We start from the raw sequence: 22,235 nt of genomic DNA on the forward strand, positions 1-22,235 counted from the left end.
AAAACCGAAACAATTGGATTTTCATTCCTGTCTGGGCTAAAAAACATTTGTCTTTTCCTTTTATAATGTAATAATTAGCTTAAATTGTATAACATTACAAATCCAATTCACTATACTTTTGTAAGATATAACACAAACAGTTATACCAACAATTTATGAAAAAATTATATTTTATTACATTACTATCATTAATTACATTATCAAGTTGTAAAAAAGCAGAAAATGTTGATACCGATAATAATATGGACACCATTTCAATGCAAGACACAACAACAATTGCCAAAGACGAAATGCTTATAGATTCTACAATGGTAGATTCAACAAGTATAGATTCTTCAGATGTTAAATTACTTGATAAAATGTCAACAAAAACTACAACTACAAACGTTGATGAAACTAAAGGTAAATATGCATTAGCAGAAACAAAATGGAAGTTAGTAGAACTTAACGGAAAAGCTGTAACTAATACATCTAATAAAGAATACTACATAAACTTAGATTCTAAAACTGGAAAATTTGCTGCATTTGCAGGTTGTAATAAAATTTTTGGATCTTTCGTAATGAAAGCTACAACCAAATTGGCATTTTCTAATATTGGATCAACCAAAATGTCATGTCCAGAAATGTCTACAGAAACCAACTTCAATAAAGCATTAACGAAAGTTGATAATTATATGATAGAAGGAACAATGTTGCATTTTCATAATGGTAAAAAAGCGGTTGCAAAATTTGAAGCAACTAAATAATAACAACTAGATTAAACAAACACAATTACTCAAACAAAGTGAAAAATCCTCTGAAAAGAGGATTTTTTTTGTTGTAAACCTATAAACTTCTAAACTCCAATAAACTTTTAAACAATCTGAATAGTCAAATAAACTAAACTTTTAAACTATTTAAACTTTTAAACATTTAAAACTGACAACTTTTACTTTAACTTTGTAAAAAAAATGCCAAGAATTCTAGCCATAGATTACGGTTTAAAACGAACAGGAATTGCTGTTACAGACGAGTTACAAATAATTGCATCTGGATTAACTACAATTCCATCAGAAACTGCAATTCAATTTTTACAAGACTATTTTGCCAAAGAAAATGTAAAAGAAGTTCTTGTTGGCGAACCAAAACAAATGAATGGCGAACCATCTCAAAGTGCAGAAATTATAGAGAAATTTGTAGAAAAATTTAAAACTAATTTTCCAGAAATGAAACTAATTCGTGTAGACGAAAGATTCACTTCTAAAATGGCATTTCAAACAATGATTGATAGCGGATTAAAGAAAAAACAACGTCAAAACAAAGCATTAATCGACGAAATATCAGCTACAATTATGCTTCAAGATTACCTTACAAGAAAAATGATTTAAGTATTAAATCGATTTCGTAAATTCCTTAAATCTCATAATTTTTTAATAAAATTTTAGCAAATAGCATTTGTATCTTTGCATAAAAATTATTGCAATGAACAATTCTCAAACTATTCCACAAACTAATGTTGTACTAATTGGTGCAGGAATTATGAGTGCAACTTTGGGCGTAATTCTAAAACAATTACAACCCAATATAACAATAGAAATTTTTGAAAGATTAGATATTGCCGCAGCAGAAAGTTCTGATGCTTGGAATAATGCAGGAACAGGTCATTCGGCATTTTGCGAATTAAACTACACTCCACAACAAGAAGATGGAAGTGTAGAAACTAAAAAAGCTGTAAAAATTGCCGAACAATTTGAACTTTCAAGACAGTTTTGGGCTTATTTAGTTAATCAAAATCTAGTATCATCTCCACAAACATTCATAAAAAGTATTCCACATATTAGTTTTGTCTGGAGCGAAAAAAATGTAGATTTTCTTAAAAAAAGATATGATGGTTTAATCCAAAATGAACTTTTTAAAGGAATGCAATTTTCAACTTCATTTGAAGAAATTCAATCGTGGATTCCATTGGTTATGGAAGGTAGAAGTAAAGAAGAGAAAATTGCTGCTACACAAATGAATCTTGGAACAGATGTAAACTTTGGTACTTTAACTAGAACAATGTTTGATTATTTAAAAAATCAAGATGGAGTTACAATTCATTTTCATAACGAAGTTAGTAAATTAAAAAAACAAGACGATGGTTCTTGGACTATAAAAGTTAAAGATTTAGACACAACTGAAAGCCGAAAAATTAATACAAAATTTGTTTTTATTGGTGCTGGTGGCGGTTCGTTAACATTATTAGAAAAAGCAGATATTGAAGAAGGAAAAGGATTTGGAGGTTTTCCAGTTTCTGGACAATGGTTGCGTTGTACTAATGAAGAAGTTATAAAAAAACACCACGCTAAAGTCTATGGAAAAGCTGCTGTTGGTGCGCCACCAATGTCGGTTCCACATATTGATACTAGAGTAATCAATGAAAAACAAGAATTACTTTTTGGACCTTATGCAGGATTTTCTACCAAGTTTCTTAAAAATGGTTCCTATTTAGATTTGGTAAAATCCATTCAAACAGATAATATTTTGCCAATGCTTTCTGCAGGATTTAGAAATATTCCTTTAACCAAATATTTGATAGATCAAGTTAGACAATCGCAAGATGATAGACTAGAAGCATTATTAGAATATGTTCCAACTGCTAAAATAGAAGATTGGGAATTGGAAACTGCAGGACAAAGAGTTCAAGTTATTAAAAAAGATGAAAATGGTGGTGGAGTTTTAGAATTTGGAACCGAAGTTGTTAGCGCTGCAGATGGAAGCTTAGCCGTTTTACTTGGTGCTTCTCCTGGAGCATCAACCGCAGTTGCAATTATGTTAGAATTACTAAATCGTTGTTTTCCAGACGAATTAAAAACTGTAGAATGGCAATCTAAACTTGTAGAAATGATTCCATCCTATGATCAATCTTTAAATGATAATCCAGAACTTTCTAAATCAATTAGAGAAATGACAAGTAAAGTTTTGCAATTGGACTTCTAATTTATTTTTTTGTTTACTTTTGCAATCAATTTAAAATAATTTCAAATTTAATGTTATTGTAATATTAAATTTTGAATTCAGAATAGTAATAAAATGATAGTACCAATTGTAGGTTATGGCGATCCAGTTTTAAGAAAAGTTTGCGAAAATATTTCGGCAGATTATCCTAATTTTCAAGATTTGCTAACTAATATGTATGATACAATGTACAATGCCTATGGTGTTGGTTTGGCTGCGCCACAAATAGGTTTACCAATTAGATTGTTTGTAATTGATACTGAACCTTTTAGTGATAGCGAGGATTTAACACCAGAAGAACAAGTACAATTAAAAGGTTTTAAACAAACTTTTATTAATGCAAAAATGATAATTGAAGAAGGCGAAGAATGGTCTTTTAACGAAGGTTGTCTTAGCATTCCAGAAGTTCGTGAAGATGTTTACCGCAACGAAAAAATCACCATTGAATACGTTGATGAGAATTTTGTAAAAAAAACAGAAACTTATGATGGCTTGATTGCTAGAGTAATACAACACGAATACGATCATATTGAAGGAATTTTGTTTACAGATAAAATATCTTCACTAAAAAAGACGTTAATAAAGAAAAAGTTGCAAAATATTATGGATGGAAAATCTCGTCCAGATTATAGAATGAAATTTGCAAATAAAAAAGGAAGATAGGTTTCAATTGCAATATCAATCTCAATATTAAAAATCAATTTAAAAATTTAAAAATATATAATAAATGACTTTAGAAAAAATATTATCAATTTCTGGAAAACCAGGTTTATACGCCTTAAAAGTTCAAACACGTACTGGGTTTGTAGCCGAATCTTTTCTTGACGGAAAAAGAATTACTGTTGGAATGAAAAGCAATGTAAGTTTACTTTCAGAAATTTCTTTATACACTTATACAGAAGAAAAACCGTTGGTAGATGTGATGCGTGCCATTGCAGTAAAAGAAAACGAAGGTCCAGCAATTTCTCATAAAGAAGATAACGATAAACTAGTTGCCTATTTTGAAACTATCGTTTCAGATTATGATAAAGAACGTGTTTATCCATCAGATATTAAAAAGATATTAAATTGGTATAATATTTTGCAAGCTAAAGGTTTAGTTTCTAAAGAAGAACCAAAAGAAGCTTTAGTAGAAAATGCAGAAACAGTTAAAGAAGAAGTTGTTAAAGAAGTAAAAGCTAAAAAAGCTCCTGCTAAAAAAGCTTAAAAAAAAATTAAATCTTACTTAAAAGTGAGATTTTTTTATGACTTTTTTCTAAATGTTATAATAATGTTGTAACTTTGTTTTAAAATTTTTTAATATGGAAGCCAATATAATTAGCGTAGGAAATTCTAAAGGAATAATTATTCCTGCTAAATTTTTAAAAATATTTGGATTTGAAAATGTTGTGAATGTAGAAGTTGAAGAAGGAAAATTAATAATTAGTCCTTCCAAAAAACCACGTGAAAATTGGGATAAATTAATTTCATCCGAAATTGAAAAAAGTGGTCAACCAAAACTTTTAATTCCAGATTTTTTTGAAGATGAAGCTAATAATGATTGGCAATGGTAAATCAATATGAAATTTTTTGGGTAGTTTTAGATCCAACTTTAGGAAGTGAAATTAATAAAATAAGACCTTGTTTAATAATTTCTCCAAATGATTCTAATCACTATTTAAATACTGTTTTAATAGCTCCAATTACTTCAACTTTGCGAAAATTCCCTATGCGTGTTGATATAATTTTAGAAAATAAAAATGGTCAAATTGCTTTGGATCAAATTCGTTGTATAGATAAAGTGAGATTAAAGAATAAAATTGATATACTTTCGAAAAAAGAAATTTTGAAAGTTAAAAGTTTGATTAAAGAATATTTAGTAGATTAAATTTAAGAATAAAATCCAAAATAAAATGAATACAAGACAATCGCAACTAGAAGCTTTTAATAGATTACTTGATATAATGGACGAATTGCGAGAGAAATGTCCTTGGGATAAAAAGCAAACGCTAGAAAGTTTACGTCATTTAACTATCGAAGAAACGTATGAACTTGGCGATGCAATTCTGGATAATAATTTACAAGAAGTTAAAAAAGAACTTGGCGATTTATTATTGCATATTGTTTTTTATGCCAAAATAGGTAGTGAGACAAATAGTTTTGACATGGCAGATGTTTGCAATGAAATTTGTGATAAATTAATTCACAGACATCCACATATTTATGGAGATGTAGTAGTTGCAGATGAAGAAGAAGTAAAGCAAAACTGGGAAAAACTGAAATTGAAAGAAGGTAAAAAATCAGTTCTTGAAGGCGTTCCTAAAAGTTTGCCTGCACTTGTAAAAGCTAGCAGAATTCAAGATAAAGTAAAAGGTGTAGGATTTGATTGGGAAGAATCACACCAAGTTTGGGATAAAGTGCAAGAAGAATTAGAAGAACTTCAAGTTGAGGTTGAAGCAGGAAATCAAGATAAAATAGAAGCTGAATTTGGCGACGTTTTATTCTCTATGATAAATTATGCACGATTTTTAAACGTAAATCCAGAAGATGCGCTTGAACGTACTAATAAAAAATTCATAAAGCGATTTCAATATCTTGAAAGTAAAGCTGGCGAACTTGGCAAACCACTGATGGATATGACGCTTGCAGAAATGGATGTTTTTTGGGAAGAAGCTAAGAAGATTTAAGTAGATTGTGTAAAATTTAATAAATAGCAAAATGAATAAGCTAACATTTATAATTCTATTTTCAATAATCACATTTTCTTGCAATTCAAAAAAAGAAGTATCAGAAACACCAACTCAAAACATCAACCGAGTTTGGATGTTAACCGAATTTAAAAATTTCGAAAAACAATTTCTAGTAGCTTCTAAAGCACAATTAAACCTTACAAATTCTAAAACTGCAACTGCAAATATGGGTTGTAATGGTATTTCTTCTAAATATATAATTAAATCCAATTCGGAAATCACTTTTTCTGACGGAATGAGAACAGAAATGGCTTGTGGTGAGATGAAATTAGAAGACAATTTTTTAGAAATTTTGCCTAAAATAAATAGCTTTAAAATCGAAGTCCACAAATTAACTCTTACTTCCAAAGACGGACAAAAAATGATTTTTGCGGCACAAGATTGGGATTAAATTAATTTTTTAATATTGATTTTGATTTTTGATATTGCAATTGACATTGAAATTGCAATTGACATTGAAATTGATATTGCAATTGACATTGAAATTGAAATTGAATTCGTAATTTTGCCAAACTAAAAAACAAAAACTATGAGTTCATTTGACGTAGTCATTATAGGTTCTGGTCCAGGCGGATATGTTTCAGCAATTCGTTGCGCACAACTTGGTTTCAAAACAGCAATTATAGAAAAATATTCAACACTTGGTGGCACTTGCCTCAATGTTGGTTGTATTCCTTCAAAAGCAATGTTGGCATCATCACATCATTATGAAGAATTGCAACATTTTGCCGATCACGGAATAGATATTTCTGGAGAAGTAAAAGTAAATCTTGAAAAAATGATCGCTCGTAAACAAGCAGTTGTAGATCAAACTTCTGGCGGTGTAAAATTTTTAATGGATAAAAATAAAGTAACAGTTTATGAAGGTTTAGGATCTTTTGAAGATGCAACTCACGTAAAAGTTACAAAAGCTGACGGAACTTCAGAAGTACTTGAAGCCAAAAATATAATCATTGCAACTGGTTCAAAACCATCAAATCTTCCTTTTATAAAATTAGATAAAGAAAGAATTATCACATCAACCGAAGCATTAAAATTACCAGAAGTTCCTAAACATTTAGTAATTATTGGTGGTGGAGTTATAGGAATTGAATTAGGACAAGTTTACCTTCGTCTTGGTGCACAAGTTTCGGTAGTTGAATATTTAGACCGAATAATTCCAGGAATGGATGCCAGTTTGTCTAAAGAATTAACAAAAGTGTTAAAGAAACAAGGAATGAAATTCTATGTTTCTCATAAAGTAAAATCGGTTGAAAGAAGCGGAAATGTTGTAACCATTCAAGCAGAAAATGCCAAAGGAGAAACAATAACTTTAGAAGGCGATTATTCGTTAGTTTCAGTTGGTCGTCGTCCTTATATTGATGGACTTTCGGCAGAAAAAGCAGGTGTAAAAATCACAGATAGAGGAATGGTAGAAGTGAATGATCATTTGCAAACCAATATCTCAAATATTTATGCCATTGGCGATGTTGTTCGTGGTGCAATGTTAGCACACAAAGCCGAAGAAGAAGGAACAATGGTTGCCGAAATTTTGGCAGGTCAAAAACCTCATATCGATTATAATTTAATTCCTGGTGTAGTCTATACTTGGCCAGAAGTTGCCGCTGTCGGAAAAACAGAAGAGCAATTGAAAGCTGACGGAATTGAATACAAAGCCGGAAGTTTTCCTTTCAAAGCATTAGGAAGAGCAAGAGCTGGTGGTGATTTAGACGGATTTGTAAAAATACTAGCCGATGCAAAAACCGATGAAGTTCTTGGTGTTCATATGATTGGTGCTCGTTGTGCCGATTTAATAGCCGAAGCAGTTACTGCAATGGAATTTAGAGCATCAGCCGAAGATATTTCTAGAATGTCTCACGCACATCCAACATTTGCTGAAGCAATGAAAGAGGCGGCATTAGCAGCTACAGATAATAGAGCTTTACACGTGTAATTCTCAAAAATTTTAAGCAAAATTATAAAACCTCAAAGATGTTTAAAATCTTTGAGGTTTATTTTTGAATATATTTTTTAAGAAATTAGTTTAATTTTTTTAAATTTTTTATACCCAATCCAAGCCAAAAATAAAATTAAAAATAATGCCCAAAGTTGCACAACAAAAGCAATAATTCCTTCAAGCATAAACCAACCAGTTTTTAGTGAATCCCAAATTTGCAAACCCAAATGTGGTCTGTATTTATTTATATTTTTTTCGCTGGCGTATAATTCGTTTTTAATTTCTTCTCTTTGGTACAATCTAATATTTACTGTACTGAAGTTTACTTGATCGTTCATGGAAAGATTTTCTAATGTTTTGGCGTCATTTGCCTCTTTTTTAGATGCTAAATTATCTTCGGCATCAATAATTTGATTTAATTTTTTTCCTTTATCATCTATAGCTTTTTCAACTCTTTTTTCAGTTGAAGAACTTCTTTTTTGTGTTATTTTATTTGATAATAATTGTAACGAAACATCATCAGCTTTGATAATTCTAAAATCTAAAAAGGCAACTTCTTTTCTAAATGATGTTAGTAATGTATCTAATTTTGTATTTGGAACTCTAATTGTAATATTGTTTTCAACTGTAAATTTTGTAGTTTCTAGAATACTATCTTGACTAACTCTAGTTTCAGATTTGTCATTTACTGTACTTTTTAATTCTGTAAAAGTTACAAATCCACCAATTTTAGATGTTGTTTTTTCAATGTTATATGTAGTTTGAGCAACATCTTTAACTTTATATTGAAAGTCAGCGGTTCGAATAAATTTCCTATTAGTTTTCTTGGGTTCAACTGCTGCATTGGATGAAATTACAGATTTATCATCTGTGGCTTCTGTTACGTAGTCTGTAGTTGAGTTTGCATTTTCAGAGTTGTCTGCATTTTTGCAAGAATAGGCGATACCTAAAATTAAAAGCGCCAAACTAATTTTTGGAAGTGTTTTCATAAAAAATTACTATTTAAAAGGTTAATGTTACAAATGTTTAATAGAAATAGTAATTTTTTATCAATATGTTTATTTTTTTAAGATTTTAGCTTAATTAATCACAACTAAAAACCGTGCCAAGATTTTTTGATAATACTTTTATTAAAAAATTATTTTTATTGTAATTTTGGAATCTTATAAAATCATATTGAGAACATCTATTAATAAATCAATTGTAAACATTTCAGAATTTAAAAATCAATTATTACATTGGTCAAATCAATTTCGTGAAGTTGTTTTTTTAGACAGTAATTCCAATTATAATTTAAATCAAAACTATTCTTCTTATGATTGTGTTCTAGCGGTTGATGCTTTCACATCAATAAAAACTGACTTTCATAATTCATTTCAAGATTTGCATCAATACCAAAGTCAAGCTAAAGATTGGCTTTTTGGCTATTTGTCGTATGATTTAAAAAATAATGTTGAAAATTTAGCATCCAATAATTTTGATGGATTGCATTTTCCAGATTTGTTTTTCTTTCAACCTAAAAAGTTATTTTTTATTAAAGATAATCATGTTGAAATTCAGTATTTAAATATGTGTGATGATGAAATTGAAAGCGATTTTGATGAAATTATCAAAATAACGAATCTTGGCGACTTTGCGACTTTGCGAGAAACTAAAATTGAGCAAAGAATTTCTAAAGAAAATTACATTTCCAAAGTATCAAAAATGCTAGAACACATTCATCGTGGCGATATTTATGAAGCAAATTTTTGTATGGAATTTTATGCCGAAAATGCAGTAATAAATCCATTAGAAATTTATAAAAAACTCAACTCAATATCTGAACCACCATTTGCAGTTTACTTTAAAAATAATACTAATTTTTTACTATGCGCTTCACCAGAACGCTATTTGAAAAAAGAAAATTTCAAAATAATTTCGCAACCCATAAAAGGAACTTCCAAGCGATCATTTGACATTGAAGAAGATGAAATTTTAAAACAGAACTTAGAAAACAATCCAAAAGAACGTTCAGAAAACATTATGATTGTTGATTTGGTTAGAAATGATTTGTCTAGGACTGCTATAAAATCATCCGTAAATGTTGAAGAATTATGTAAGATTTACACGTTCAAACAAGTGCATCAAATGATTTCAACAATAGTTTCAAAAGTTGAAAATACCACTTCGCCAGTTGCCATTTTGCAAACCACTTTTCCAATGGGAAGTATGACTGGCGCACCAAAAATTGCAGCAATGAATATAATAGAAACACTTGAAGAAACTAAACGTGGATTGTACAGTGGCGCTGTTGGATATTTTACACCAAATGGCGATTTTGATTTTAATGTTGTTATTAGAAGTATTTTGTATAGTTCTGAAAATCAATACCTTTCATTCTCTGTTGGAAGTGCAATTACCTCTTTATCTGAACCAGAAAAGGAATACGAAGAATGTTTGTTGAAAGCTAAAGCAATGTTTGAAGTATTATTAGGAATTTAGTTTCTGTAAATTCAAAATAAAACTTCTGTAAATTCATAATAAAACTTCTGTAAATTCAAAATAAAATTTCTGTAAATTCAAAATAAAATTATATATTTGCATTATAATTAAGATGTTATGGAAGTAAAAAGAGAAATAGTAAACTATATGAACTTTCTTAAAGACAAGTATCCAATTCTTGCTTTAACTGGACCAAGACAATCTGGAAAAACTACTTTGTTAAGAGAACTTTTCCCAGATTATAGATACATAAGTTTAGAGAATCCAGATTTAAGAAAATTTGCCGAGAATGATCCAAATAAATTTTTAGAAGAGTATGATTCTTTTTGTATTATTGACGAAGCACAACGTGTACCACATTTATTTTCGTATTTGCAAACTATTGTTGATGAAAAAAAAATAATGGGACAATATATTTTATCTGGTTCACAAAACTTTTTGCTTTTAAAAAATATTACTCAAAGTTTGGCTGGACGCGTAGCTTTATTTAAATTATTTCCTTTTGATTTTAATGAAATGAAAGCAGGTAATTTTTTATCTAAAAATTATATTGAAGCAATGATAAATGGTTTTTATCCAGCAATTTACGATAGAAATATTCCGTCAAGTATCTTTTATAAAAATTATATTGAAACCTATGTTGAGCGCGATATTTCAGAGTTAGTAAACATTAGAGACATGCGTACTTTTAGAACTTTTTTAAGTTTGTGCGCAGCAAGAGCAGGAAGTTTAATAAATTTGAGTTCGCTTGCAAACGATTGTAATATTACACAACCAACTGCAAAATCGTGGTTGTCTTTGTTAGAAAGTAGTTATATAATTTATCTTTTGCATCCTTATCATAAAAATTTTGATAAACGTGTTATAAAAAGTTCTAAATTGTATTTTTATGATACAGGTTTGCTTTGTCATTTATTGAAAATAAAAGATGAAAAACAAATAAAATTTAATACCTACAAAGGTCATTTGTTTGAAAACATGATAGTTATGGAATTGGTTAAACAAAATTATCATCAAAATTTGATGAAAGAATTTTGGTTTTGGCGCAATTCTGATGGTAGAGAAATTGATTTATTAACGCAAGAAGACGATTTTCTAGATGTATTTGAAATCAAATCTACATCAACTATTACACCAAATTTGTTTAAAGAATTAGAGTACTTTGAAAAATTAGCTAAAGATGAAATTGGTACAAAAACACTTATATACTCAGGATTATATACTCAAAACAGAACTTTTGCAAAAGTTTTATCTTGGTACGATATAAAATAATTACTTTTGAAAATGCTTATAAAATTTCAAAAACATCTTGATAAAAACTTTTCTTTTTTAAAAGAAAAGAAATTATTTTTGGCAGTAAGTGGAGGAATTGATAGCATGGTTTTGGTAGAATTATTTTATCAATTAAAATATAATATTTCAGTTTTACATTGTAATTTTTCTTTAAGAAATTTAGAAAGTGATGCCGATGAGGAATTTGTTAAATCATATAGTAACACTAAAAACATTCCAATTTTTATTCAAAAATTCGATACAAAGCAATTTGCTTTAGATTATAAATTATCAATTCAAGTTGCAGCTAGAAAGTTGCGGTATGATTGGTTTTATGAACAATTGAACGAGCTAAACTTTGATTTCATTTTAACTGCGCATCATCTTGACGATAGTTTAGAAACTTTTCTTATTAATCTTTCTCGCGGAACAGGTTTGGATGGATTGACAGGAATTCCTTCACAAAATGATAAAATTATCCGACCATTGTTACCTTTTTCTAGAGAGGAAATTGAAAATTATGCAAATGAAAATAGTATTAAATGGCGTGAAGATTCTAGTAATACTTCTGATAAATACTTGAGAAATAAAATAAGACATACAATAGTTCCAATATTGAAAGAAATAAATCCAAATTTTCTTGATTCTTTTCAAAAAACGCAAAACCATTTATATGATGCTCAATCAATTGTAACCGATGGTGAATATATTATTTTTAAAGAAGTAGTTATCGAAAATGAAGATGGAACAATCTATTTTAATCTTAAAAAATTACTGCAGTTACCTAATTATTCGGCTTACTTATATCAATGGTTACAAGAATTTGAATTCACAGCTTGGCAAGATATTTATGATTTGGCTCATGCTCAATCTGGTAAAAAAGTTTTTTCTGAAAATTATGTTATTTTAAAGGATAGAGATTTTTTAATTCTTTATGCAAAGAAAAGCGTAGATATTATTGAAGAATATAAAATAGAAGAAAATCAGTTAGAAGTTAAAATTCCCTTAAATCTTTCTATTTGTAAAGTACAAGACATTTCAGAAACTACTTCTAATTGTATCTTTGTAGATGAAAATAAGGTGCAATTTCCGTTAATAATTAGAAAATGGCAAGAAGCAGATTATTTTTATCCTTTTGGAATGAAAGGAAAAAAGAAGTTAAGTAAATTTTTTAAAGATGAAAAATTTTCAATGATTGATAAATCAAATGTTTGGCTTTTATGTTCTAATAATGAGATTGTTTGGATAATAAATAAACGATTCGATGATCGGTTTAAAGTTACTAATACAACAACTAATATTTTAAAAATTACAATACTATAATGAAGAAATTCCTTTTATTAATTATATCTTTTTTTGCTTTTTCAACAGTGAATTCACAAATGTTGGAACCAGCAAAATGGACTACCAAAGTTGAAAAATTGTCTGAAACTGAATTTAATTTAATCATAAACGGAACAATTGACGATGGTTGGCACGTTTATACTCAGTTTACACCTGATGGTGGACCAATTGCGATGAAATTGATTTTTAAAAATCAAAACGCTAATTATCAATTAATTGGAAACGCAAAAGAAAGTAAATTTAAAAAAGAATTTAGTGAAATTTTTGAAATTGATGAATATTTTTTCGAAAAATCGGCAACAATCACGCAACGAATTAAAATTATAAATCCAAAAACTAATAACATAAGTTTACGATTTGAATATCAAGTATGTAAAGAAGCTTGTATTAACGATGTTAAAAATTTTGTATTTAATATTCCAGCAATTTCAAATGCTGTTTTGCCAGTTAAAGTTGATTCTACCTTAATTGTACCAATTTCAAATGAAGTTCTAACAACTTCAATTGATACAACCAAAAATGAGACTGTACTTTCTAAAGGTACACAAGAAATTACTAAAGAACTAGAGGATGACAAAAAAGGATTGTGGACAATATTTCTTCTTGCATTTCTTGGTGGATTGGCAGCATTGTTAACACCTTGCGTTTTTCCAATGATTCCGATGACGGTTAGTTTTTTTACAAAACAAAGTAAAACAAAAGCGCAAGGACAAAAAAATGCTATAATTTATGGATTATCAATCATTGCCATTTATGTAGTTTTAGGTCTTGCAGTTACAGGAATTTTTGGTGCAGATGCATTGAATAAATTATCTACCAATGTTTGGTTTAACTTAATTTTCTTTTTTTTACTAGTTGTTTTTGCAGCTTCGTTTTTAGGTGCATTTGAAATTATGTTACCAAATTCTTGGGCAAATAAAATAGACAGACAAGCTGATAGAGGTGGAATTATTGGAATTTTGTTCATGGCTTTGGCTTTAGCAATTGTTTCCTTTTCATGTACTGGACCAATTGTGGGAACACTTTTAGTAGAATCTGCAACTAAAGGTGGAATTGCACCAGTTGTAGGAATGTTAGGTTTTTCATCTGCTTTGGCATTACCATTTATGTTGTTTGCAATGTTTCCTAGTTGGTTAAATTCATTACCAAAGTCTGGTGGTTGGTTAAATACAGTCAAAGTTTCATTAGGATTTTTAGAATTGGCTTTTGCATTTAAATTTTTATCAAATGCCGATTTGGTTTTACAACTTCACATTTTAGAAAGAGAAACATTTTTAGCCATTTGGATTGCGGTTTTTGGTGCTTGGGCAGTTTATTTATTTGGAAAATTTAAATTACCACACGATAGTGATTTAAAATTTATTTCTGTTGGAAGACTATTTTTAGCGCTTTTAGTTTCAGCTTTTACAATTTACATGATTCCTGGTTTATTTGGCGCACCATTAAAATTAATAAGTGCTTTTCCACCATCGCAAACGTATAGTGAAAGTCCAAAAGGTTTTTTTGGTAATTCAGAAAGTACTTCAAATGAAAAATTACCTGAAGGTGCAAAATATGGCGAACATAACATTGTAACGTTTACAGATTATAAAAAAGGATATGCTTATGCAAAATTGGTTAAGAAGCCAATTCTATTAGATTTTACAGGATTTGCTTGCGTTAATTGCAGAAAAATGGAAATCAATGTTTGGTCTGATGAGCAAGTTTTAAAAATTTTAAAGAATGATGTAGTATTAATTTCGCTTTATGTTGATGATAATAGAGAATTACCAAAAGAAGAACAATATATTTCTAAATCAACAGGAAATGAAGTAGTCACCATAGGAAACAAATGGTCAGATTTTATAATTACTCGTTATAAAACAAATTCTCAACCGTATTATGTTTTGATAGATTTGAAAGAAAATAATTTAAATAAAGCTGTTGGATATACACCAAATATTCAAGAATATAAAGCTTGGTTAAAAGATGGAATTTCTAAATTTAAAAGGTAAAAAAAATACTAAAATCCAATTAACTTTAATTGGATTTTAGTATTTATTTTACTTCTGATTGTATTTTTTTTTATAAATTGTATTCAATTGGCTTTGATGATTTTCTAAATTTATCATTCTACCTTGAATAAAAGTTTCTTTCAATTTATTAGTTTTCATATCTAAAGCATCACCTTCAGAAATAAATAATGTTGCATCTTTTCCAATTTCTAAAGTGCCACAAAATGAATCTATGCCTAAAATTTTAGCAGTATTTGATGTAATTAATTGCAATGCTTGTTCTTTATCCATACCATAAGCAACACAAGTTCCGGCAAGAAAAGGAAGATTTCTTGTATTCATTCGTTCCATGTCACCACTATTTTCTAAGCCAACTAAAATTCCTTTATCGGTTAAAAGTTTAGCTAATTTAAAAGGTAAATCTATATCTTGATCTTCGTTTATTGGCATATCGTGAACACGACGTAACAATACACCAATAGTATTTTCTTTCAATAAATCGGAACATTTATTTGAGTCAAATCCACCAACAATTACTAACTTTTTTATTCCAAGTAATTTAAAATTTGAAACGGCATCTACAATTTGTTTTTCTTCATCGGCGTGAATAAATAAGGTTTGTGTTCCGTCAAATAAACCTTTGGTTGCTTCTAAAACTAAGTTTCTTTCCTTTGAGATTTCTGCATTATATGCTTTTGCATTTGCCAAATAAGTAGTAATTTCTTCTACTTGTTTTAAATACTCTTTATTCACTTCAATCACACCATTTTCTGCACCTCTTCCTTTCCTAAAAGTAGTTGGAAAATTAAGATGTATTCCATCGTTTTCTTTTAATAACGCGTCTTGCCAAGTCCATGCATTTAATTGAACTATAGACGAAGTTCCAGAAATTCTTCCGCCACGAGGTGTAATTTGTGCCATTAAAATTCCGTTTGGAATTACAGTTTCTGTTACTCTCGATTCAGAATTATAAGCTACAATACTTCTCACATTTGGATTATTACTTCCTATTTCGTCTTCATCATCAGATGATTTAACAGCATCAATTTCCACCAATCCTAAAGTAGAATTTGGCGCAATAAATCCAGGATAAACATGCTTTCCGCTGGCATCAATCTTAATATCATAAGCAGAAAAATCCATTTTTATTAAAGTAGCATCGGCAATCAATTGAATTTTTCCATCTTTAAAACCTATAACGCTATTTTCAATAATTTTTCCATTGCCTAAATGTGCTGTTGCGTTTAAAATTAAAACCGATTTGGTTTGTTTTTCGGCTGGTTTAAATTGCGCATTTGAATTTATTGTAAAACTCAAAATCAAAGTAAGTATATATAATTTTTTCATATTAATTTTCTTCTAAAGTATCACAATGGTAGTCTTTTTTCTCTTTCTTTTTTGGCTCTTGCGTTATCATTCCTTTGTTTTTTTCGTTTAATAACTGACCAATAATTTCATTTTTCTCGTTGGCAACATCCAATTTTAATGTTTCATTTTTTACAATGTCATAATATACAACGCCTTCAATTATAGTCTTTTCTGCTTTTGCATAAATGGATAACGGATTGGTATTCCAAAGTACTAAATCGGCATCTTTTCCAACTTTTATGCTTCCAACTTTATCATCAATATGCAATAATTTAGCAGGATTTAATGTTACAAATTTCCAAGCTTCTTCCTCTGAAACGTTGCCATATTTTACAGCTTTTGCAGCTTCTTGATTTAATCTTCTAGACATTTCTGCATCATCAGAATTGTATGCTACAACCAAACCAGCATTGTGCATAATTGGTCCGTTGTATGGAATTGCATCGTTTACTTCAAATTTATAAGCCCACCAATCTGAAAAAGTAGAGGCACCAACACCATGTTCTTTCATTTTATCGGCAACTTTATAACCTTCCAAAATGTGAGTAAACGTGTTCATTTTGAAATTGAATTTCTCTGCAACATTCATCATCATTAAAATTTCAGATTGCACATACGAGTGACAAGTTATAAATCGTTCTTTATTTATAATTTCTGCCAAAGTTTGCAATTCTAAATCTACTCGAGGTGCTTTTAATTTTTTAGAATTTAATTTATAATTTTTCCAAGATAAATCATATTCTTTTGCACGTTGAAAATAATCTATGAAAACTTGTTCAACACCCATTCTTGTTTGCGGAAAACGTGTTGGGCTAGAAATTCCCCAATTGGCTTGTTTTACATTTTCTCCTAATGCAAATTTTATAAATTTTGGTTGATTTTTATATAACATTTCATCTGCGGATAAACCCCATTTCCATTTTACAATTGCCGATTGACCACCAATTGGATTTGCAGAACCATGAAGCAATTGCGAAGTTGTAACGCCACCAGCTAAATCTCGATAAATATTAATATCTTCACTATTTACAACATCTTGAATTGTAACTTCGGCAGTTGAATTATGACCCGATTCATTTACACCTCTAGAAATTGCAATATGTGAGTGTTCATCAATGATTCCAGATGTTAAATGTTTACCGTTAGCATCAATAATTGTAGCAGAATTATCTGAAATATTTTTACCGATGGAAACTATTTTACCGTTTTTAACCAATACATCAGTTGTTTCTAGAATACCTTCTTTTTCGTTAGTCCAAACAGTTGCATTTTTAAATAAAAGCGTTTGTTGTACCAATTTTTGACTGTTTCCATAAGGTAAATTAGGATAAGTTACAGGAAAAATTCTGTTGGGTTTTTCAATTTTTGCAGAATCTTTTTTAACCTCTAATGGACTTGTTTTTTTGGCAAACCATTTTACTTCTTTCCCATTAAATAAGACTGCTTTTCCAGAAATTAAATCTGTGTTTTCTATTAATCCAGACAATCTACTTATTGTTGGATTTATAGTATCTTTAGAAGTTACCATAAGAGAAATCCAGTTGTTGGCAACTTTAAGTTTAGATTTTACTTTTTTATCATCAGTTGTTGTAACAGTTGATTCTGGCTCGTTTATTTCGCCTTCAACTTTCCATTTGTAAGTGTCATTTTCAATTACTAAATCGTAATTTCCTCTTATATCTTTGGCATTAATATCGTTAACAACATATTTTGATCCTTGTACCCAATTTTCAAAAAGTATTGTTTTTTCTTCAAATATTTCGCCAGATGTAATTACAAAATTTGCAAAACTTCCAACTTTTAAACTACCAATTTCATTGCTTTTTCCAAGAATTGAAGCTGGAATTGTAGTTAAAGATTCTAATGCTTTAGTTTTATCAAATCCTAATTTTATAGCTTTTAAAAGATTGGTTTTAAAGTCTTCAATTTTCTTTAATTTGTCTGTTGTCAATGCAAATGTTATTCCGTTTTCGGATAATATTTTCGGATTTGTTGGCGCTTGATTCCAAAAACGTAAATCTTTCAATTCCATTTGATTGGTTAAATATGGATTGGAAACATCATAAGCTTCTGGAAAATTTATCGGAATAATAAATTTTGCATTTGTTTTTTTAATTTCATCAAGTCGTTCAAACTCGTTTCCTAAACCCTTAAAAACATAATTTAGTCCAAATTCATTTGCAATTTTACAAGCACGCAAACTATTTAATTTATCGTCGGTTTCAAAAATTTGAACCAATTTTTCATTTTTAATTAAGGCATCAAGAGAAATATCTGTGGTTTCAGAATTCCCTTTTTTGTACCAATCTAAATCTAAATACGTTTGACGAAGCAATGCCATCATTCCCATAAGCGAATTTGGATACGATTGATTGGAAGTTACACTTCTTGTAAAACCAAAATGATTGGTAATAGAATTGTATAAAATTTTAGTATTTTCAGATGAATTATTCAATGCAATTAACGAACCTGTTCCTCTTGCAATTCCGTCTTGAACATGCGTTCCAACTACGCCAAATCCTAATTTTAAAAATTCTTCTGCTTTTTTATCATCGTATTTAAAAGTTTCAAAAGCATTATTTTCAGATTTTATATGCTCGTTCCAATAATAACCTTTTCGTTTGGTATCATATAAAGGATTAGATTCTGAACCAGAAACTGACTTTGGTTTTTCAACACCAAAATTGGTATAAATATCTATAAACGAAGGATAAATTAATTTTCCTGCAAGATTTATCGTAGTACAATTTTTTGGAATTACAACAGCCGTTCCAACAGAAATTACCTTTCCATCTTGAATTAGTAATGTTCCGTTTTCTATAATTTGGGTTGGTGTTACAAATATTTTGGCATTTGTAAAAGCAGTAAAGTTTTTGCTTTTATTTTTAATACTTTCATTATTAGGAAAATATTCTTGAGCAGTAATTTTAGGAATAAAAAAGCTCAATACAAGTAGAAATATAATTTTCTTCATATAAATAGGTTGGTATAATCGATAAAAGTAAAAAAGGTTTTAGGAATAAAAAATTAATTAGTAAAAATTTTATTTAATTGTTTGAAAATGAATTAAAAGTCATTCAAATACTTGTTAATTTATTTTTTTTTAGATATTTGTAAAATAAAAATATAAGCCATGTTAGTAAAAGTATTTGGAAGTGCCGTTTTTGGTGTTGAAGCCACAACAATAACTGTAGAAGTTAATATTGATAAAGGTGTTGGTTACCATCTTGTTGGTTTGCCAGACAACGCTATAAAAGAAAGTAGTTATCGAATTGCTGCTGCGTTAAAAAATAATGGTTATAGTTTGCCAGTAAAAAAAATAACTATAAATATGGCGCCAGCCGATTTAAGAAAAGAAGGTTCAGCTTATGATTTAACACTTGCAGTTGGAATTCTTGTAGCTTCTGGACAAATAAAAGGTAATGATTTAGATAAATATATGATAATGGGCGAATTGTCACTTGATGGTGGTTTGCAACCTATAAAAGGTGCGTTATCAATTGCAATAAAAGCTAAAGAAGAAGGATTTAAAGGATTTTTTCTGCCCAAACAAAATGTAAAAGAAGCTGCAATTGTATCAGGTTTAGATGTTTATGGAATTGATAATGTTACCCAAGTTATAGATTTTTTTGAAGGAAACGGAACACTTGAACCAACAATAATAGATACAAGAGAAGAATTTTATAAAGAATTGGATTTTCCAGAGTTTGATTTTTCTGATGTAAAAGGTCAGGAAAGTATAAAAAGATGTATGGAAATTGCTGCTGCTGGCGGACATAATATTATTTTAATTGGTCCACCAGGTTCAGGAAAAACGATGCTTGCAAAGCGATTGCCAAGTATTTTACCACCAATGACTTTGAAAGAAGCATTAGAAACCACAAAAATTCATAGCGTTGCCGGAAAAATAAAAGATGCAGGATTGATGAGTCAACGTCCGTTTAGAAGTCCGCATCATACTGCGAGTTCGGTTTCATTAGTTGGTGGCGGAAGTTATCCACAACCTGGTGAAATTTCGTTGTCTCATAATGGTGTTTTATTTCTAGATGAATTGCCAGAATTTAAAAGAGAAGTTTTAGAAGTAATGCGTCAACCACTTGAAGATAGAGAAGTTACCATTTCTAGAGCAAAATTTACAATTACTTATCCATCATCATTTATGTTGGTTGCAAGTATGAACCCAAGTCCAAGTGGTTATTTTAATGATCCAGATGCGCCAGTAAGTTCTTCACCAGCAGAAATGCAACGGTATTTGAGTAAAATTTCTGGACCACTTTTAGACAGAATTGACATTCACATAGAAGTTACGCCAGTTCCATTTGATAAATTAACAGAAACTAGAAAAGCAGAAAGTAGCGTTGAAATAAGAAAACGTGTAACAGCAGCAAGAGAAATTCAATCGAAACGATTTGAGAATTTCGAAAACATACATTATAATGCTCAAATGAGTTCTAAACAAATTAGAGAGTATTGTGCATTAGACGAAGCTTCATTGCAACTTTTAAAAACAGCAATGGAAAAGTTAAATTTATCTGCAAGAGCATTTGACAGAATTTTGAAAGTAGCACGAACCATAGCCGATTTAGAAGCTGCAGAAATTGTAGTTTCCTATCATATTGCCGAAGCTATTCAATATAGAAGTTTGGATAGAGATGGTTGGTTGGGGTAAATAGTTTTAATCAAATGATTGTTAATTACAATATACATTTGATGTAATTTTATAAATTGAATACTTAATGAATTTATTGTTTGCAAACTTGCCAAGTTACACTAAATTCAAAATAATTACATCCAATAACAAACCAAATAATTTATTACTTTAGCGTTTCTAAAAACGTAATTTACAATGGCATTAAGTTGGAACGAAATTAAAGAACGAGCAACAAAATTCTCGAAAGAATGGGAAGATACGCAAAACGAAGAAGCAGATGCAAAACCATTCTTAGTAGAGTTTTTTAACGTTTTTGGAATAAATAGCAAAAAGGTTGCAACTTTCGAGCATCGAGTTAAAAAACTCGATGAACGTGACGGTTATATCGATTTGCTTTGGAAAGGAACAATCCTAATCGAAATGAAATCTCGTGGTAAAAATCTCGACAAAGCATTTCAACAAGCCAAAGATTATCTTCACGGATTAAAACAACACGAATTACCAAAGTATATTCTTGTTTCCGATTTCGAAAACTTCAAACTTCATGATTTAGAAGAAGGAATTGTTGTAGAATTTAAACTTCACGATTTAGTAAATAACGTTCAAAACTTCGGATATTTACTTGGTTATCAGAAAAAAGTTTACAAAGAACAAGATCCAGCCAACATAAAAGCGGCTGAATTAATGGGCAAACTTCACGACCGATTAAAGGAAATTGGTTACGATGGTCATCCGTTAGAAGTATATTTAGTTCGTTTACTTTTTTGTCTTTTTGCAGAAGACACAACCATTTTTAATAAACAACAATTTCAAGATTATATCGCCAACAGAACTAACGAAGATGGAAGCGATTTAGCACCAAAATTGCAAGAATTATTTCAAGTTTTGGACACGCAAACCGAAAAACGTTTTAAAAATCTTGACGAACAACTTGTCGAATTTCCTTATGTAAACGGAAAATTATTTCAAGAATCTTTACCAACGGCAAGTTTTGACAGCAAAATGCGTTTGGCACTTTTAGAATGTTGTTATATCGATTGGAGCAAAATTTCGCCAGCCATTTTTGGCTCAATGTTTCAAAGTGTAATGAACCCAAAAGAACGACGAAACTTGGGCGCTCATTACACATCAGAAACCAATATTCTCAAACTCATAAAACCATTATTTCTTGACGAACTTTGGGCAGAGTTTGAAACCATAAAAAGCAACAAAAACAAACTTCCAGAATTTCACAAAAAAATTAGTGAACTAAAATTTCTTGACCCAGCATGTGGTTGCGGAAATTTTTTGGTTATAACCTATAGAGAATTGCGATTGTTAGAAATTGCAATACTTCGAGCAACTTATAAAAATGGTCAAGGAGTTCTCGATATAAGAGAAATCATTTGGCTCGATGTCGATATGATGGGCGGAATTGAGTACGAAGAATTTCCGGCTCGAATTGCCGAAGTTGCAATGTGGCTCATCGACCACCAAATGAATAT

At 29.7% G+C, this 22,235-nt stretch carries 19 protein-coding genes; 16 read left to right on the forward strand and 3 right to left on the reverse strand.

Going from position 1 to position 22,235, the window contains the following annotated elements; genetic code table 11:
• The first annotated feature begins 155 nt into the window (after positions 1-155).
• The 10 genes from ACH2BC_RS05865 to lpdA all read left to right on the forward strand — a co-directional run bounded on the left by ACH2BC_RS05865 (position 156) and on the right by lpdA (position 7,638).
• Complete coding sequence (locus ACH2BC_RS05865) at positions 156-746, forward strand: META domain-containing protein (protein ID WP_395053054.1); 591 nt, start codon at positions 156-158, stop codon at positions 744-746.
• 204 nt (positions 747-950) lie between these two features.
• The gene (gene ruvX / locus ACH2BC_RS05870; protein WP_395053055.1) at positions 951-1,367 is read left to right on the forward strand and encodes a Holliday junction resolvase RuvX; all 417 of its coding nucleotides are present in this window, start codon (positions 951-953) and stop codon (positions 1,365-1,367) included.
• A 94-nt stretch (positions 1,368-1,461) separates the two neighbouring features.
• Entirely contained in the window at positions 1,462-2,958 is a 1,497-nt protein-coding gene (locus ACH2BC_RS05875) for a malate:quinone oxidoreductase (RefSeq protein WP_395053056.1), read from the forward strand.
• A 93-nt stretch (positions 2,959-3,051) separates the two neighbouring features.
• Positions 3,052-3,639 carry a peptide deformylase gene (gene def, locus ACH2BC_RS05880; protein WP_395053057.1) on the forward strand — a complete coding sequence of 196 codons (588 nt, stop codon included), beginning with the start codon at positions 3,052-3,054 and terminating at the stop codon, positions 3,637-3,639.
• 64 nt (positions 3,640-3,703) lie between these two features.
• Positions 3,704-4,183, forward strand: a complete 480-nt coding sequence (locus tag ACH2BC_RS05885) for a DUF5606 domain-containing protein (RefSeq protein ID WP_395053058.1) — start codon at positions 3,704-3,706, stop codon at positions 4,181-4,183.
• Positions 4,184-4,277: 94 nt separating this feature from the next.
• Entirely contained in the window at positions 4,278-4,529 is a 252-nt protein-coding gene (locus tag ACH2BC_RS05890) for an AbrB/MazE/SpoVT family DNA-binding domain-containing protein (RefSeq protein ID WP_395053059.1), read from the forward strand.
• Entirely contained in the window at positions 4,523-4,843 is a 321-nt protein-coding gene (locus tag ACH2BC_RS05895) for a type II toxin-antitoxin system PemK/MazF family toxin (protein ID WP_395053060.1), read from the forward strand. Before ACH2BC_RS05890 ends, ACH2BC_RS05895 begins: the two co-directional genes overlap by 7 nt.
• A gap of 25 nt (positions 4,844-4,868) precedes the next feature.
• Positions 4,869-5,642, forward strand: coding sequence for a nucleoside triphosphate pyrophosphohydrolase (gene mazG / locus ACH2BC_RS05900; RefSeq protein ID WP_395053061.1), 774 nt, complete (start codon positions 4,869-4,871; stop codon positions 5,640-5,642).
• A 31-nt stretch (positions 5,643-5,673) separates the two neighbouring features.
• Entirely contained in the window at positions 5,674-6,096 is a 423-nt protein-coding gene (locus ACH2BC_RS05905; protein ID WP_395053062.1) for an META domain-containing protein, read from the forward strand.
• Positions 6,097-6,234: 138 nt separating this feature from the next.
• Positions 6,235-7,638, forward strand: a complete 1,404-nt coding sequence (lpdA, locus tag ACH2BC_RS05910; protein ID WP_395053063.1) for a dihydrolipoyl dehydrogenase — start codon at positions 6,235-6,237, stop codon at positions 7,636-7,638.
• 77 nt (positions 7,639-7,715) lie between these two features.
• On the opposite strand, the gene ACH2BC_RS05915 is transcribed toward lpdA, so the two are convergent.
• Positions 7,716-8,630 (reverse strand): DUF4349 domain-containing protein, encoded by a 915-nt coding sequence (locus tag ACH2BC_RS05915; protein WP_395053064.1) that lies wholly within the window; start codon positions 8,628-8,630, stop codon positions 7,716-7,718.
• A gap of 187 nt (positions 8,631-8,817) precedes the next feature.
• On the opposite strand from ACH2BC_RS05915, the gene ACH2BC_RS05920 reads away from it, so the two are divergent.
• The 4 genes from ACH2BC_RS05920 to ACH2BC_RS05935 all read left to right on the forward strand — a co-directional run bounded on the left by ACH2BC_RS05920 (position 8,818) and on the right by ACH2BC_RS05935 (position 14,732).
• Positions 8,818-10,122 (forward strand): anthranilate synthase component I family protein, encoded by a 1,305-nt coding sequence (locus ACH2BC_RS05920; protein WP_395053065.1) that lies wholly within the window; start codon positions 8,818-8,820, stop codon positions 10,120-10,122.
• Positions 10,123-10,239: 117 nt separating this feature from the next.
• A complete protein-coding gene (locus ACH2BC_RS05925; protein ID WP_395053066.1) occupies positions 10,240-11,394 on the forward strand; it encodes an ATP-binding protein in 1,155 nt (384 codons plus the stop codon).
• Positions 11,395-11,406: 12 nt separating this feature from the next.
• A complete protein-coding gene (tilS, locus tag ACH2BC_RS05930; RefSeq protein ID WP_395053072.1) occupies positions 11,407-12,717 on the forward strand; it encodes a tRNA lysidine(34) synthetase TilS in 1,311 nt (436 codons plus the stop codon).
• Complete coding sequence (locus tag ACH2BC_RS05935; protein ID WP_395053067.1) at positions 12,717-14,732, forward strand: cytochrome c biogenesis protein CcdA; 2,016 nt, start codon at positions 12,717-12,719, stop codon at positions 14,730-14,732. The genes tilS and ACH2BC_RS05935 overlap by 1 nt, the downstream gene beginning before the upstream one ends.
• 48 nt (positions 14,733-14,780) lie before the next feature.
• Here the strand turns inward: ACH2BC_RS05935 and ACH2BC_RS05940 are convergent, their stop codons facing one another.
• Positions 14,781-16,079, reverse strand: coding sequence for an amidohydrolase family protein (locus tag ACH2BC_RS05940; protein WP_395053068.1), 1,299 nt, complete (start codon positions 16,077-16,079; stop codon positions 14,781-14,783).
• Position 16,080: 1 nt separating this feature from the next.
• Positions 16,081-19,074 carry an amidohydrolase family protein gene (locus tag ACH2BC_RS05945; protein ID WP_395053069.1) on the reverse strand — a complete coding sequence of 998 codons (2,994 nt, stop codon included), beginning with the start codon at positions 19,072-19,074 and terminating at the stop codon, positions 16,081-16,083.
• Between the two features lie 159 nt (positions 19,075-19,233).
• Here ACH2BC_RS05945 and ACH2BC_RS05950 point away from each other — a divergent pair, with 159 nt between their 5' ends.
• Positions 19,234-20,769 carry a YifB family Mg chelatase-like AAA ATPase gene (locus tag ACH2BC_RS05950; protein WP_395053070.1) on the forward strand — a complete coding sequence of 512 codons (1,536 nt, stop codon included), beginning with the start codon at positions 19,234-19,236 and terminating at the stop codon, positions 20,767-20,769.
• Positions 20,770-20,946: 177 nt separating this feature from the next.
• Positions 20,947-22,235: type IIL restriction-modification enzyme MmeI (locus ACH2BC_RS05955; RefSeq protein ID WP_395053071.1), on the forward strand; the 1,289-nt coding region annotated here is incomplete at its 3' end.

It is taken from the genome of Flavobacterium sp., assembly GCF_043760115.1.
Classification (GTDB): domain Bacteria; phylum Bacteroidota; class Bacteroidia; order Flavobacteriales; family Flavobacteriaceae; genus Flavobacterium.